General features: G+C 65.4%; 10 protein-coding genes and 1 pseudogene. 4 read left to right on the forward strand and 7 right to left on the reverse strand.

What is annotated here, in order from left to right; all coding sequences use genetic code 11:
- Positions 1-73 precede the first annotated feature (73 nt).
- A complete protein-coding gene (gene thrS / locus LRC39_RS17440) occupies positions 74-2,137 on the forward strand; it encodes a threonine--tRNA ligase (RefSeq protein WP_346295085.1) in 2,064 nt (687 codons plus the stop codon).
- A gap of 276 nt (positions 2,138-2,413) precedes the next feature.
- Here the strand turns inward: thrS and LRC39_RS17445 are convergent, their stop codons facing one another.
- A complete protein-coding gene (locus LRC39_RS17445) occupies positions 2,414-2,992 on the reverse strand; it encodes a hypothetical protein (protein WP_264073941.1) in 579 nt (192 codons plus the stop codon).
- Between the two features lie 279 nt (positions 2,993-3,271).
- Here LRC39_RS17445 and LRC39_RS17450 point away from each other — a divergent pair, with 279 nt between their 5' ends.
- Positions 3,272-3,835: a nitroreductase family protein gene (locus LRC39_RS17450; RefSeq protein WP_199851839.1), complete on the forward strand. Its 564-nt coding sequence runs from the start codon at positions 3,272-3,274 to the stop codon at positions 3,833-3,835.
- A 48-nt stretch (positions 3,836-3,883) separates the two neighbouring features.
- Here the strand turns inward: LRC39_RS17450 and LRC39_RS17455 are convergent, their stop codons facing one another.
- From LRC39_RS17455 to LRC39_RS17465, 3 genes and pseudogenes are all read right to left on the reverse strand, one after another.
- Entirely contained in the window at positions 3,884-5,758 is a 1,875-nt protein-coding gene (locus tag LRC39_RS17455; protein WP_346295086.1) for an amidohydrolase, read from the reverse strand.
- Positions 5,759-5,852: 94 nt separating this feature from the next.
- Positions 5,853-8,327: a putative bifunctional diguanylate cyclase/phosphodiesterase gene (locus LRC39_RS17460; RefSeq protein ID WP_346295087.1), complete on the reverse strand. Its 2,475-nt coding sequence runs from the start codon at positions 8,325-8,327 to the stop codon at positions 5,853-5,855.
- A 210-nt stretch (positions 8,328-8,537) separates the two neighbouring features.
- A pseudogene (locus LRC39_RS17465) lies at positions 8,538-9,595 on the reverse strand (hypothetical protein).
- 232 nt (positions 9,596-9,827) lie between these two features.
- On the opposite strand from LRC39_RS17465, the gene LRC39_RS17470 reads away from it, so the two are divergent.
- Positions 9,828-10,859 (forward strand): patatin-like phospholipase family protein, encoded by a 1,032-nt coding sequence (locus tag LRC39_RS17470; protein WP_107345203.1) that lies wholly within the window; start codon positions 9,828-9,830, stop codon positions 10,857-10,859.
- Between the two features lie 19 nt (positions 10,860-10,878).
- Here the strand turns inward: LRC39_RS17470 and LRC39_RS17475 are convergent, their stop codons facing one another.
- From LRC39_RS17475 to LRC39_RS17485, 3 genes are read right to left on the reverse strand one after another with little or no spacing between them, the layout of a single operon-like run.
- Positions 10,879-11,088 carry a hypothetical protein gene (locus LRC39_RS17475; RefSeq protein WP_346295088.1) on the reverse strand — a complete coding sequence of 70 codons (210 nt, stop codon included), beginning with the start codon at positions 11,086-11,088 and terminating at the stop codon, positions 10,879-10,881.
- The gene (locus LRC39_RS17480; RefSeq protein ID WP_346295089.1) at positions 11,085-12,200 is read right to left on the reverse strand and encodes a PepSY-associated TM helix domain-containing protein; all 1,116 of its coding nucleotides are present in this window, start codon (positions 12,198-12,200) and stop codon (positions 11,085-11,087) included. Before LRC39_RS17480 ends, LRC39_RS17475 begins: the two co-directional genes overlap by 4 nt.
- Before the next feature lie 28 nt (positions 12,201-12,228).
- Positions 12,229-14,490 (reverse strand): TonB-dependent siderophore receptor, encoded by a 2,262-nt coding sequence (locus tag LRC39_RS17485; RefSeq protein ID WP_346295090.1) that lies wholly within the window; start codon positions 14,488-14,490, stop codon positions 12,229-12,231.
- A 150-nt stretch (positions 14,491-14,640) separates the two neighbouring features.
- Here LRC39_RS17485 and LRC39_RS17490 point away from each other — a divergent pair, with 150 nt between their 5' ends.
- Positions 14,641-15,276, forward strand: coding sequence for a TetR/AcrR family transcriptional regulator (locus tag LRC39_RS17490; RefSeq protein WP_346295091.1), 636 nt, complete (start codon positions 14,641-14,643; stop codon positions 15,274-15,276).
- The last annotated feature ends 3 nt before the right edge of the window (positions 15,277-15,279 follow it).

The raw sequence follows: 15,279 nt of genomic DNA on the forward strand, positions 1-15,279 counted from the left end.
CGATTCCCCTGCTATACAGCCCCTTTCCGCTTACCTGCGCTCGTACGCAGGAGTGAGCCAGAGGAGCCTTCCGATGACCGAAAAGACTTCGGGCGACAAGCCTTCCGCGTCCACCTCCGGCTTCCAATACACGCTCTCCAACCTCAAGCCGGTAGCCCCCATGGACCAGATCACCATCACCTTCCCCGACGGCAAGACCCGCGAATATCCCCGCGGCACCACCGGACTCGACATCGCCAAGGGCATTTCGCCCTCGCTCGCCAAGCGCACCGTCGTAATGGCGCTGAACGGCACGCTGACCGATCTCGCCGATCCGATCGAAGACAATACCAAGATCGACTTCGTCGCCCGTGACGATGCTCGCGCGCTGGAATTGATCCGGCACGACTGCGCCCACGTGCTCGCCGAAGCGGTGCAGAGCCTGTGGCCGGGCACCCAGGTGACAATCGGCCCGACCATCGAGAACGGCTTCTACTACGACTTCTTCCGCAACGAGCCGTTCACCCCGGAAGACTTCGCGGCAATCGAGAAGAAAATGCGCGAGATCATCGCGCGCGACAAACCGTTCACCAAGGAAGTCTGGACCCGCGACGAAGCCAAGAAGGTGTTCGCCGACAACGGCGAGGCGTTCAAGGTCGAGCTGGTCGACGCCATTCCGGAAGACCAGACGATCAAGATCTACAAGCAGGGCGAGTGGTTCGATCTGTGCCGCGGCCCGCACATGACCTCGACCGGCAAGATCGGCACCGCCTTCAAGCTGATGAAGGTGGCCGGCGCCTATTGGCGCGGCGACAGCAACAATCCGATGCTGACCCGGATCTACGGCACCGCCTGGGCCAAGCAGGAAGACCTCGACGCCTACCTGCATCAGATCGAGGAAGCCGAGAAGCGCGACCACCGCAAGCTCGGCCGTGAACTCGACCTGTTCCACTTCCAGGAAGAAGGTCCGGGCGTGGTGTTCTGGCACGCCAAGGGCTGGAGCCTGTTCCAGTCGCTGGTCGGGTATATGCGCCGCCGCCTCGCAGGCGACTACGACGAGGTCAACGCACCGCAGATCCTCGACAAGGTGCTGTGGGAGACCTCGGGCCACTGGGAGTGGTACCGCGAGAACATGTTCGCCGCGCAGTCGGCCGGCGACGACGCCGAGGACAAGCGCTGGTTTGCGCTGAAGCCGATGAACTGCCCCGGCCACGTGCAGATCTTCAAGCATGGCTTGAAGAGCTACCGCGACCTGCCGCTGCGGCTCGCCGAGTTCGGCGTGGTGCATCGCTACGAGCCGTCGGGCGCCATGCACGGCCTGATGCGGGTGCGCGGCTTCACCCAGGACGACGCGCACGTGTTCTGCACCGAGGCACAGCTCGCCGAGGAATGCATCAAGATCAACGACCTGATCCTGTCGACCTACTCCGACTTCGGCTTCGAAGGCGAACTGACGGTGAAGCTGTCGACCCGGCCGGAGAAGCGCGTCGGCACCGACGAGATGTGGGATCACGCCGAGCGCGTGATGGCCACGGTGCTGTCCGAGATCAAGGCCAAGGGCGGCAACCGCATCAAGACCGAGATCAACCCCGGCGAAGGCGCGTTCTACGGGCCGAAGTTCGAATATGTGCTGCGCGACGCGATCGGCCGCGACTGGCAGTGCGGCACCACGCAGGTCGACTTCAACCTGCCGGAGCGGTTCGGCGCGTTCTACATCGACGCCGACGGCGCCAAGAAGGCGCCGGTGATGGTGCATCGCGCGATCTGCGGCTCGATGGAGCGCTTCACCGGCATCCTGATCGAGCACTACGCCGGCAACTTCCCGCTGTGGCTGGCGCCGGTTCAGGTCGTCGTCACCACGATTACGTCGGAAGGCGACGACTACGCCAAGAAGGTGCTGGCGGCGCTACGCAAGGCCGGCCTGCGCGCCGACATCGATCTGCGCAACGAGAAGATCAACTTCAAGGTGCGCGAGCATTCGCTTGCCAAGGTCCCTGCCCTGCTCGTGGTCGGCAAGAAGGAAGCCGAGAGCCACTCGGTCTCCGTCCGCCGCCTCGGCAGCGAAGGCCAGAAGGTGATGCCCACCGACGAAGCCATCGCCGCGCTGGTGGACGAGGCGACCCCGCCGGACGTCAAGCGGATGAGGGGAGCGGCATAACCACCGTCAGCCAACGGCGAGTATCGTGCCTGAAAAGCCAGATACTCGTCGGTGCGCTGATGGAAGGAGCTAAGCTCTACTCTGTTGCAGAGTTCAGCAAAGATCTCGACACGATTTCTTCAACGTGATGCCCGGGCTGGTCCCGGGCATTTTTGTTTTGGCGGGGCGTGCAGCAACGACGTAGATGGCAGGTACTAACCCGGCGCTGACGAATAGGTAGGCGAGCCGCGATTGACTAAGCGGCCGCCCGCCTTACCAAGATTTGCGCATGCGCGCTTACACGCTGCGGTCGACACCGGGGGATTGCGTGGTGCCCTTCTGCATGGCGGCGATCGCGGCGTCGAGTTCGGCGCGGCTGTACTGGCGTTCGCTGCCGGCGCGCGGCGTCCATTCGCTTTGCGACTTGGCGGTGTCGGCGATCTCGACCTTGCCGCCAAGCAGCTTGGCGTAGGTCTCGGCCCGCCACTGCGCCAGCGCCGGCCCGGTCAGCGACGGCTCGTCGATGCCGTCCACGGATGCCGCGGTGGAATTACTCATCTTGACAAGGCCGCTGTTGTAGAGCGTCGCCACCACCTCGTTGCCGACCTTGACGGTGGCATAGACGTCATTGGGTTCGTTGTCAGAGGCGCCGGTCGGTGCGACATCCTGCTGCTGCAGCCAGACCCGCGCGATCTCGTCGACTTCGGGGGACGTCACTTTGCGCACCGCTTCGGGATGCGCCTTCATCAAGTCCGCGAAGCTGTACACGTCGCCTTCGAAAGCGAGCCCGTTCTTGTCGGTGGACTTCTCCGAATCCGCCTTGGTGACGTGCATGTACGGCGTCAGCCCAAGGCCTTGGCGGTCGGTGATATTCATAATGCGCCCCACTCCAAATTCGTCCGAGTGGTGGGATTGCAAACTTCGCGCCACAAAGAAGCCTTGCCGATCAATGCGATCGCGAACCGCGCGGGCCGTGAAGACGGCGACAATTGCCGATGCCGGCAAGCTTTTCCTATGCCGAAGGTCGATTCCGAGGCCGGGGCGTTTGGTAGGGTTCTGATCGAACCTTGCGCCGACATGCGGTAGATTGCCGGCCGACGCGCGCGCCTTGCGGATCACGCCTGCGGGCGGCGCTGGACCTGATGGAGAATGGCCATTTCCGACCCTATCGAATTCTTCAAGACCCGCCGCTCGGTGAAGCCGCGCGAGATGACCGGGCCCGGTCCGACGCCGGACGAGCTGGAGACCATCCTGACGATCGGCGCGCGGGTGCCGGACCACGGCAAGATCGCGCCGTGGCGATTCATCGTGTTCGAAGGCGACGCGCGCGCCCGCGCCGGAGAGGTGATCGGCGCGGTGTTCGCCCGCAAGCATCCCGAAGCGACCGCCGAGCAGATCGCCGCCGAGAAGGGCCGGCTGTCCGAAGCGCCGCTGGTGATTGCGGTGGTGTCGTCACCCAAGCCGCATCCCAAGGTGCCGGTGTGGGAGCAGGAGTTATCGGCCGGCGCGAGCTGTATGAACATCGTCTCGGCCGCGACCGCGCTCGGCTACGGTGCCAACTGGCTGACCGGCTGGATCGCGTTCGATCCCGAAGTGCTGAGCGGCCTCGGCCTGCGCGGCGACGAAAAGCTCGCCGGCTTCATCCACATCGGCACGCGGCCGAAGGAGATCGAAGACCGGCCGCGGCCGGAGCTGAACGCGATCGTGACGCGGTTCTAAGCGCACCCCGGCTGCGGCCGCTGGCAGCGCACCGCAGCCACCCGCGCGCTAGGCGCGGCTGACTGGAAACACCCGGCCTTCGAACACCGTGCCCCAGATCGGCACGTCCTTGAGCTGTTCCGGCGGCACGGCGTACGGGTCCTGCTCGAGCACGGCGAAGTTGGCGATCTTGCCCGGCGCGATGCTGCCGAGGAGATCCTCGTGGCGCCAGGAATACGCCGCCTCGATCGTGACCGCGCGCAGCGCTGCGTCGACCGACACGCGCTGCTCGGGACCGGCGACGCGCCCGGACGGCGTCAGCCGGTTGACACCGCACCAGGCGAGATACAGCGGCGCGCTCGGCGCCATCGGCAGGTCGGAGTGGTAGGACAGCGGCACGCCCTGATCGAGCACCGACTTGGCGCGCACCATCGCGTCCGCCCGCTCCGGCCCCAACCCCACCGCACTGTATTTATCCGCAAAGCCGGTCGTGTAGTACGGATTGGCGCTGACCAGCCCACCGAGCCGCTTGATCCGCGCGACCTGATCCTCGGTCGAGTTGGCGAAATGCACGATCACGCTGCGATGATCGGCGCGCGGATGTTCGGCGTTCAGCTTCTCCAGAATGTCGAGCAGCTTCTCCAGGCCCAGATCGCCGTTGACGTGGGTGTGGATCTGGTAGCCGGCATTCCAGAACAGCCGGGCGCGGCGCTCCAGCTCGTCCGGCGGAATGATCCATTCGCCCTGGTGGCCGTCGAGATAGCCGTCCTTCATCTGCATTAGCTGCGAGATGATGGCGCCGTCGGCGAACAGCTTGATCTGGCCATGGAAGAACATCAGCTTGCGGCCGGGCGCCTCCGGCGCCACCGCGATCTGCGCTTCCACCGCATCGAGCGCGCCGTCGAGCCCGACCCGGTCGACGATGCCGCGGCCGTCGGCGATAAAGGTCGCATACATCGGCGTCTCGGGCGCGCCGAGGATCTGCTCGTACAGCTTCCACATATCCGGCGTGTACAGCGCGCCCGGCTCCATATAGGCGGTGACGCCGTTGGCGTGCAGATAGCTCACCATCTGCTTCAGCCCGAACGCCAGTCGGTCCGGCGTCGCCAGCACCTTGAGCATCGGCGTCATCATCAGGTTGAGGCCGCCCTCCCAGAAATGCCCCTCGCGCCAGTTCGACTGCTCGCTCGCCTGCCCCTGGTTCTGCGTCATCGCCTCGGTGATGCCGAGCGCCGTCAGCGCCGGGGTGTTCAGATAGAATTCGTGGCAGGAGCGATGCCACACCGCAATCGGCCGGGTCGGGTTGATGGCGTCGAGCGCGGCACGGTCGAGCTTGCCGTGCCACAGCGCGTGATAGCCCCAGGTCAGCAGCCAGGCATCGGGCTTGTCGAGCTTGGCATCGGCCGCCTTCAGCCGCGCCTGGTAAGCGTCGGCGCTGCCGGCGGCCTTGTGGGTACCGCCCGGCAGCACCCAATCCTCCGGCGCGATCACCTCGACCGCCAGCGTCAGCGCGCCGAGCACCGGATGCAGATGCTGATCGATCAGCCCCGGCATCACGATCTTGCTCGCAAAGGTCTCGTCCAACGTGAACGGCCGACTGCCGAGCGCCGCCTTGACCTCGTCGAGTGAGCCGGCCGCGACGATCCGCTTGCCGGCCACAGCAACCGCGGTCGCCTCCGGCGCGCCGCGCTCCATCGTGATGAACTTTTTGGCGGTAAAGATCGTCACCGGCGGCGGCACCCCGACGGCCTGATCACCACCGAGCCCGCTCGCAAGCCGCGCGTTGATACCACCGTCGGCCTTTGCCGACTTGGATACCACCGCTTCGGCTACAAACGGAACGCCCGCGCTGAGCGCGACCGCGCCTTTCAGCACCTTGCGTCGCGACGGCAGCGACAGCGAGCGAAACGCAAACTGGAATGCAGGATTGCAGGCAATGCACATCGCGCGTGCTCCAGGACCGACATTGTTAGTTGTCCTGCAAACAGCTTAGCACGTGAGTCGCGAACTCAGCGCCCCGGACCTTGGTCGCGCCTGGTCACGCCGCCTGTGAGGCCTGGCGCCCGAACCGCATCAACAACCCGCAAATCTCCGAGGCCGGCCGCGCCGCGCTAAACAGGAATCCCTGCACCTCATGGCAGCCTTCGACGCGGAGCACATCGAGCTGTTCGACGCTCTCGACGCCTTCGGCCAGTGTGGTGATGTCGAGGCTGCGGCCGAGCCCGGCGATCGCCCGCACGATCGCAAGGCAGTCCGGTCGCTGCGTCAGATCCTTCACGAACGAGCGGTCGATCTTGATCTTGTCAAACGGGAAGCTGCGTAAGTAGCTCAGCGAGGAGTAGCCGGTGCCGAAATCGTCCATCGAGATCCGCACGCCGAGGCTGCGGAGCTGATGCAGCGTGGCGAGATTGGCTTCGCTGTCGGCGAGGAACAGCGACTCGGTGATTTCGAGTTCGAGGCGGTGCGGCACCAGGCTCGATTGCGCCAGCGCCGAGATCACCACCTGCACCAGGTTGCGGCTGCGGAATTGCACCGGCGACAAATTGACTGCGACCTTGACCTCTGACGGCCACGATGCGGCTTCCAGACACGCCTGCCGCAGCACCCATTCGCCGAGCCCGACGATCAGGCCGATGTCCTCGGCCACCGGGATGAAGTCGGACGGCGAAATCATGCCGCGCTCGGGGTGGCGCCAGCGCAGCAGCGTTTCGAAGCCGCCGATGCGGTCCTCGGCGAGATCGATCAGCGGCTGATAGTGCAGCTCGAATTCGCCGCGCGCGAACGCCTGCCGCAGGTCGAGCTCCATGTCACGGCGGATCTGCGCCTGGCGGTCCATCTCCTTTTCGAAGAAATGGTGGCAGCCGCCGCCCGCAGCCTTGGCGCGGTACAGCGCCATGTCGGCGTTGCGCGACAGCGCTTCACACTCGTCGCCGTCGGACGGCGCCAGTGCGATGCCGATCGAGGCGCCGATCACCACTTCGAGCCCGTCCATGTCGTAAGGCGCGCTTAGGATTTCGATCAGCCGTGCCGCAAAGCTGCTGGCCTCGTTCGGGGTCGCCAGCGAGGTCAGCACGATTGCGAATTCGTCGCCGCCGAGCCGCGCCACCAGATCGCCGTCGCCGATCTGCTGCCGCAGCCGCTCGGCGACGCATTGCAGCAGCCGGTCGCCCATCGGGTGGCCGAACGAGTCGTTGACGTTCTTGAACAGGTCGAGGTCGACGCACATCACCGCCACCATGGTGCCGCTGCCGCGGGCCTGGGCCAGCGCCTGCTCCAGCCGCTGCTGATACAGCGCGCGGTTCGGCAGATTGGTGAGCCCGTCGTGGTGCGCCATGTGGGCGATCTTGGCCTCGGCCTTGCGGCGCTCGGTGATGTCGACCACCGCGACCAGGAAGCCGTCGCGGCCGTCGAACACCACGCGGCGGCCGAAGGTCAGCACGTGAATCTCGGAGCCGTCGGCTTTGACGTGTCGCCAATTGCCTTCGGACTGATAGCTGTCGCGCATCTCCAGCAACGTCTGACCGTGCGCGATCCACTCCTCGCGCGGCCAGATCTCGCGCAGCGACATCCGCACGAACCGCTCGCGCGGATAGCCGTAATGCGCCACCGCGGCGTCGTTGACGCTGAGGAATTCGAAGGTCTGGGCGTCGAACACCCACATCGGCATCGGATTGCCGTCGAACAGCAGTCGGAACGACTCCTCGCGTTTTTTCAGCGAGGTGACATCGGAGATGGTGACGGACACGACGTCGCCGAACGCGGTGGCGCTGAGGCTGAGATTGCGGTCGCCGCTGTCGACCGCGAAGGTAATGCTGGCGTCGGAGTCGACCAGCTCGATCAGGCGATTGGCGACCTCGGCGCGGCACAGCAGATGATGCCCGGCCGACAGCCGACTCCAGCGCAGCTCGGACACTGAGTGCCGCAGCAGCTGCGAGGCGCCGTGGTTGACGTGGACAATCTGGAAATCGAACGGCCGGCGGTCGGGGCCGCGGATCGCGGTCAGTGCAACGATGCCGTCGTCGGTCGAGGAGAAGATCGCGTCGAGCAGATTGTAGCGCTGCGCCTCTTCATTGACGTAGACGCCGACCAGCGTACCGCCCCAGCGCGAGGCGGTCGGCAGCGCCAGCAGCGTGTAGCGCTGCACGATGCCATCGCGGACGCAATGCGCGGTGCCGAGATGCGGACGCTTGTTCTGCAGCGCGCCCGAGGCGGCCTGCGCCAGCGCGGTGCCGCAGTCCGGCGACAGCGCGTCGAGCGGAATGTCCCAGCGCTCGTCGCCGAGCCACTGCTGCGCATACCGGCCGGTGCGCGACACCTCCGGCGTTTCGCCGTCGATCTCCAGCAGCACCAGATGATCGGCAAGCCGCCCCAGGCTCCCCAGCATTACCTCTTCGTAGCTCGGCAGCGACTGTCCCGGCTGAATCGCCGCGTACCACTTGCGCTGCAGCACGGTTAAGTCGGCAGCAAGCTGACTGGTCGAATTTTCGGAAACTTGTGTGACGGCAGCCGACACGAGAAGCGCCCCGCGGATGAGAACTGCGGTGCAGTCGAGCTACTCCCGATTAAGACGATGTAAACGCAGCGGCCAGCAGCGCACAAACCACTGAATATGAAGGTTTTAAGTCGCCCGATGGTTATTTCGCGTTCACCATTGTGACAGCGCGCGCACGGCCACCGCGAGCTACAGAATCCATCGCCTTACGCGTGCATCCGGCTCGAGGTATCAGCGCGCCAGCACTTCGACTTCGCCGTCGACGCCGTTGACGACGTTAAAGCCGCGCTCGAACACTTTGCCTTCGTTCTTGGCGATGGCGCGGTACTCGCCCTCGGACAGCACGACGCGAGGGAAGGCGCCGATCGACTCCTTGATGACGTCGCCGCCCGGCGTCAGGACCGACCAGGAGGTATTGGCGAGCGCTTCGCCGCCCTTCTCGCTGACCAGCTTCAAGGTGATCACCGCAGCGCGATGCGTGATGGTGACATCGGTGAGCTTGCCGGCCTGGACGCGGATGTCGGAGCGCACCACCGAGTTGGCGTCACCGTAATTGGAGACGATGTAATAGGTGCCTTCCGGCACCAGCGCGACGTCACCGGCCGCGACGCTCGGCAGCAGCGGCGCGCGCTGCGCGTTGTCGAACTGGCTGCCCTTGTAGATCGTAAACGAAATCTGGTTGGAGGGAATTCGCGAACTGCCTACCTTGCCTTCAATGCGCAGACCGCCGGCGGGTAACACGAAGTTCTCGCGCTCGGCGTCGGACTTCACGGTCACCGGCCGCACCGCGCTGACCAGACCCAGCGCCACGTGCACCACGTAGTTGCCGGGCGGCAGCGGAATGTTCGGCGTCGCGCCGTGGTCCTCGCGGATCAGTTTGATCGCGCCGCCTTCATCCGGCTTGTCGGAGTACACCCGCCACACCAGGCCGCTGTTGATCACCGGCTGGTCTTTGCCGTAGCGCGCGGCCAGCGCCAGCATGCCCTGCGGCGGAGCCGGCGCAGCGGCCGGCGGCAATGGCGACATCGGCGGCGGGGTCACCGCGGCGACGGGCGGCTGGGTCAGTGCACCGGGCAGATTCGGGGCAGCTGCAGGACCGGACTGCGGCGCCAGACTGATCGCTCCGCCGGCCGGCGGCTCCGACACCGACGCAGGCGGCACCGGTGGCGGCCGATCGCTGAACAATTGCGCAGCAGCGGGCTGGGTGAGCGCAAGCGCACATACCGCAACCAGCGCCCACCGAGCCGCCCCCGCGGCCGGCTCCCGACGATGCTACCCCTGAAAATCATCGCGATGGTTTTCACTGAAAACGCGGCAAATTCAAGCCGGTGCCACACCGGGCGAAAACGCCCGAAAACCCAACGGTATGGGCGTGCTGTTCGTGATTGCGTCACGATTTTCCCCTAGTCCCGGCCGCCCAAGGCATTAATCATGCATTTGAAGCGATGTGGCACGATCCGAAAACGCGAGTCGAGACCGGGCCGGCACATCTGCTGTGGCTGACGAGTTGAGGAGACCACCGTGCTGGAGAATCTGATCGGACGCGGGCACGCAAACCCGCCGGCAGCGGACAAGGTCGGCCTCGACACCATTCGCCGGCCGATCATCGGGCTGGCGCTCGGCGGCGGCGCGGCGCGCGGCTTTGCCCATATCGGCATCCTGCGCACGCTGCTGTCGCACGGCATCACGCCCGACGTCGTGGTCGGCACCTCGATCGGTGCTGTGGTGGGCGGCGCCTATGTGTCCGGTCATCTCGACACCCTCGAAGAGTGGGCGCGACGACTGCAGCCCCGCAACATCTTCGGCTATCTGGATATTCGGCTCAATGGCTCCGGCCTGATCGGCGGCAGCAAGCTCGCCGCGCAGCTCGACGCCACGCTCGGGCCGATCCTGATCCAGGATCTCACCCAGAAGTTCGCCAGCGTCGCCACCGAGGTGGCGACCGGTCACGAGATCTGGCTGACCCATGGACGCATCGTCGACGCCGTCCGCGCCTCCTACGCCCTGCCCGGCATCTTTTCACCGGTGCTGATCGGCGATCGCTGGCTGGTCGACGGCGCGCTGGTCAATCCGGTGCCGGTGTCGGCAGCGCGGGCGCTCGGCGCCGAGATCGTGATCGCCGCCAACGTCTCCAGCGACGTGTTCGGCCACGGCACAACGATCTTCTCGCACGGCAGCGCCGCCGCCGCGGTTGTGGAACCCGAAACCGAGGAACCTCCGGCACAGAGACGCGGCTTCACGCGATTCTTCTCGCCTGAGCGCTTCGTCAAACAAGAGCTGTTCGGCAGTCCGGAGCGCCCCGGCATCTCCAAGGTGATGACCGACGCCTTCAACATCATGCAGGACCGCATCACCCGGGCGCGGCTCGCCGGCGATCCCCCCGACCTGCTGATTTCGCCGCGGGTGGGTCGGATCGGCTGGTTCGACTTCCACCGCGCCGACGAGATCATCGCTCACGGCGCCCGCGCCGCCGAGCGGGCCATCGATTCGATCCGCGAGGCGATCGAAGAGGTCGCACCGCAGCCCAAGGCGACGGTGCCGGTCGAAACCTGAGCAAGCTCGGGTTCGACCATCAGTCGAGATGGCGGGACGTCTCCGCCGCGGGCGGCCCGCGACGAACGCGCGCCAGATGCAGCACGATCGTGCCCAGCGGCAGGGCCAGCGCGATCCAACATAGGCCGCGCCAAATCCCGCCCTCACCGATCAGCGCCGCCAGCAATCCGAACAGGGTCGAGAGCGCCAACACGATCGGCCACAGCCATTGCCGTCGCAGCGCGCTCATGATGCGAAGCCTTCGGCTTCCACAGCACCCCCGCGGCGCGGGCGCTTCGTCCACCACAGATAGAGGCCGCTGATCAGAACAACGATGGTCGCGATGTCGAGCAGCGCCCAGATAATTTTCAGCGGCAGCCCGCCATAGTCACCGAAATGCAGCGGCTGCGACATGAACAGCGCGGTCGCGTACCACGGCATGTCGCGCACCGAGACCACCTGCCCGGTCGACGCATCGGCGAGTGCCGGCTTGAGGATGCGGCTGGTGATCGGCGTATTGCCGGTGAGAAAGATCGCGACGTGCGACGGGGTGGCGAACGGCGTCCCCGGAAACGCCACCGTCATCACGTTCATCCCCGGCACCGCGGCACGAACATTGCGCAGCACGGCATCGGTCGACGCACGTTGACCCTCGATCTCGGCAGGCTTCGCCTGCGCCGCCATCTCGACGAGCTGATTGGCCTGCCAGGCGAGTTCGATCGGCGCTGCCAGCGTATTGATGACGCCGGTGAAGCTGACCACACCGAACCAGGCCAGCGTCACGATGCCGAGCAGATTGTGCAGGTCGAGCCAGGTGCGCCAGCGGCTGCCGTCGGTCCGCACCACGCCGAACGCAAGCCGGCGCGTGAACGGACCGTACAGCACCACGCCGGACACGATCGCAACGACCAGCAACAGCCCCATGAATCCAAGAAACAGCGTGCCCGGCACGCCGCCGAACAGGTCGAGATGCAGCCGCGTCATCACATACAAAAAGCCCTCATTGGGCTGCGGGATCTCGATCTGCTGCCCGGTGCGGGTGTCGAACACCTGATAGTGAAATGAAGCCGGATCGGCCGTCATCGAGGCTGCGGTCGGCACCTTCAGGATCGGATGCTCCCGATCGTAGAACAGATACGGCACCACCTCGCCCGGCCGGGCCGCGAGCGCGCGCGCGATCATCGAGTCCACCGATGCACTGCCCGGCGACGCGGTCGTCACCGCGAGCTGCAGGTCAGGACCAAGCTCGTCCTTGAAAATCAACGGTAGCCCGGTGAGGCAAAGCAGCAATGCGAACACCGCGCAGACAAGGCTGCTCCAGCGATGCACCCACACCCACAGCCGAACGGCACGCCGCGTCATCGGCGGCGTGCCCTTTTCAGATCGTACGTCACCACCGGTACCTGATCCCGGCCAGGACGGTGCGACGGTTTCCGAACTGACAGTAGAACCCCGACGAACAGCTCGAATAGTATTCCTTGTCGAACAGGTTGTTGACATTGAGCGTCAGGGTCGTGCCCTTCAAGCTCGGCGCGACGTTCGCGAGGTCGTATTTCAACGCCGCATCCACCACCGTGTAGGCCGGTGTGCGCAGCGTGTTGGCATCGTCACCGTAGCTGGCGCCGACATGGCGGATACCGCCACCGAATGTCAGACCGGCGACCGGACCGGATTGGAACGTGTAATTCGCCCACATCGAGCCAAAGAAGTCCGGAACGGCCTGCGGCCGGTTGCCAACAATTAGGGCATTCGATGATCGCGCCACCCTTGTGTCGAGGAACGTCAACGCGCCGATCAGCTCGAGGCCGTCGGTCACGTTGCCGCGGGCTTCCAATTCGACGCCCTTGGACCTGACCTCGCCCTGCTGCACGTTGAAGCCCGGCACCGATGACGGGCTCAGCACATTCTGCTGACGGATATCGAACACCGACGCGGTGAACAGCATCGGCAGGAAGGTCGGCTGATACTTGATGCCGCCCTCGTACTGCTCGGCCGTGGTCGGGATGAACGGCTGCCCGTCGACACCGACGCCGGTGACCGGCTCGAACGACGTCGAATAGCTGACATAGGGCGCGACGCCGCTGTCGAACAGATACAGCAGGCCGGCCCGATAAGTGGTCTTGTCGTCGGACTGATTGGAACGCGATCCGGCGAGCCGGCTGTCGGTGCTCTGCTCGGCCCAATCGTGGCGGACGCCGAGCGTCGCACGCCATCCGCCCAGGCTGATCTGATCCTGCGCATACAGTCCGGTCTGCGACAGCTTCTGGCCGTTGTCGATCAGCGAGGCGAGCGAGCCGACCGGTTGATTATACACCGGACTAACCACGTTGAGGGCGGTCGCCGCGCCGAGCTGGTAGGTCCAGTTGCTGAGCGTGTTCTGATAATCGACGCCGGTGATGATCTTGTGCTGCAGCGCGCCGGTGGCGAAATCAAACTGCACGCGATTGTCGGTCGACAGCCCGCCGACGTCTTCGATCGAACGCAATGCCCAGCGCGGGATCGTGCCGGTGGCGGTGAGCGGCGCGTTCATCTGCAGCGATTTGAAGTCGACGTCGACGTGCGAATAGCGCAAGCTCGATTTGACACTGACGACCTCGTTGAGCCGTTTGTCGAACTGATAGCCGATGCCGTACTGCTCTCGCTCGAACGAGTCGAAGCCAGGATCTCCGACATTGAGCTTGGAGTTCAGGTATGGCCGGTACTGCAGCGGCGCCAGCGAGGTCGGATACAGCGAGTTGAAATAGCCGCCCTTCGGGTCTTTCTGGTAGTAGCTCTGAACGGTGAAGCGCGTGTCCGCATCCGGCGCCCAGGTCAAAGCCGGGGCGACGGCGAAGCGCTGCTCGTCGACATTGTCGTAGCGCGTGCCGGAGGTGCGGCCGATCGCGCTCAGGCTGTAGAGCCAATGGCCGTCCTTATCGAGCGCGCCCTGACTGGTGACGCCGGACTGGAAGCGGCCATAGCTGCCGCCTTCGACGCGAACTTCATTGTAGGGCACTGCGCTCGGCATCCGGCTGATCTGATTGACCAAGCCGCCCGGGCTGGTCTGACCATACAGCACCGCCGAAGGTCCCTTCAGCACCTCGACGCGGTCGAGCAGGAACGGATCGATCGCGGTGTTGGCGAAGGCCTGGCCGCGCGGCAGCTTCAAGCCGTCGAGGAAACTGACGTAGTTAGTCGCGGTGCCGAACGCGCCGAAACCGCGGATGAAGACGCTGTCGAAGCGCGAATTGGTGTCGGCATCCGACAGCACGCCGGCACTATAGCGCAGCGCATTGGCAACGGTCTGAACGTTCTGATCGTCCATCTGGCGCCGCGTGACAGTCGAGATCGACTGCGGCGTTTCCAGCACCGGGGTGTCGGTCTTGGTCGCCGTTGCGGACGTACGGACGACGTAGCGATCCGAGGTGTTGCTGGCGTTGACTGGACGCGAAGCTGGCGTCGCCGGTTCGCGCGCCGGGGTCCGTGCCGGCGCGGCGCGCTGAGCTGCGGGGGCCGGCTGGGCGCGGCGCACCGCGCGCCGCTCGGCGGGCTGCACGGTGACCGGCGGCAGCGCCACTGATGCTTCGCTCGCGCTCTGCGCCAGCGCTTCGGAGCCGCCACTCAGCGACAAAGCAATCGCGACGCCGACGACAATCTTGTTCTCGCTTCCCATCCGATATCCCCCAGCTACCTCGTTCCGAGGCCGGCGGGAAATAAACGGGACGGGACCGTCCTGTCCAGACAGATTGCCAAGCGATTGCAAATCTGGGATTGGAATTGCTCGAAACAGTTGCGTCGTCCGAGGCGACGACCAAGGACTTGCATGCCGACTCTGAGCACCGCTTCCAAAGGCGGCCGTCCGCGCAAAAGCGATGTCGAGGCGAAGTCGCTTCACATCATCGAGACGGCGTCGCGCCTGTTCGCGCAGCAGGGCTTCGCTGCGACCTCGGTCGAGCAGGTCGTAGCGGCATGCGGCGTCGGCAAGGACACGGTGTATCGACGCTTCCCATCGAAGCTGGCGTTGTTCGAAGGCGTCGTCGAACACGCGCGGGCGCAAACGCTCGCGCACTTCCAGACCACGATGGCGAGCCAGACCGGGGATGCGTTGACGCAACTTCGCGCGGCGGCGCGCTGGCTGCTCGCCACCAACGTCGATCCCACGCTGATCGCGTTCAAGCGCATCGCCTTCAGCGAGGCGATCGTGGTCGGTCAGGCCGTTGCCAATCGTGCCGACGATCCGATCATGGACCGGCTGCTGTCGCTGATCAGCGAGGCGCAGAAGGCCGGCGCCCTCGCCCGCGGTGACGCGCGCTTTCTCGCGGGTCAGCTTCTCAACAGCATCGCAATGGGGCCGATGATCGAGGCGATGCTGGGCGGGACGACATACGCGTCGACCCGCGCCCAGAACGCTTATTTCGACAAGGCCTGGGCGCTGTTTCTGGACGGCGCCGGCACCTGATCG

The organism is Rhodopseudomonas sp. P1 (assembly GCF_039642825.1).
Classification (GTDB): domain Bacteria; phylum Pseudomonadota; class Alphaproteobacteria; order Rhizobiales; family Xanthobacteraceae; genus Rhodopseudomonas; species Rhodopseudomonas palustris_H.

Bases quoted from the DNA above. Each gene is read 5' to 3' on its own strand.
- thrS (WP_346295085.1), top strand. From the start codon at position 74: ATGACCGAAAAGACTTCGGGCGACAAGCCTTCCGCGTCCACCTCCGGC.
- LRC39_RS17445 (WP_264073941.1), bottom strand. From the start codon at position 2,992: ATGAATATCACCGACCGCCAAGGCCTTGGGCTGACGCCGTACATGCAC.
- LRC39_RS17455 (WP_346295086.1), bottom strand. From the start codon at position 5,758: ATGTGCATTGCCTGCAATCCTGCATTCCAGTTTGCGTTTCGCTCGCTG.
- LRC39_RS17475 (WP_346295088.1), bottom strand. From the start codon at position 11,088: ATGAGCGCGCTGCGACGGCAATGGCTGTGGCCGATCGTGTTGGCGCTC.
- LRC39_RS17480 (WP_346295089.1), bottom strand. From the start codon at position 12,200: ATGACGCGGCGTGCCGTTCGGCTGTGGGTGTGGGTGCATCGCTGGAGC.
- LRC39_RS17485 (WP_346295090.1), bottom strand. From the start codon at position 14,490: ATGGGAAGCGAGAACAAGATTGTCGTCGGCGTCGCGATTGCTTTGTCG.
- LRC39_RS17490 (WP_346295091.1), top strand. From the start codon at position 14,641: ATGCCGACTCTGAGCACCGCTTCCAAAGGCGGCCGTCCGCGCAAAAGC.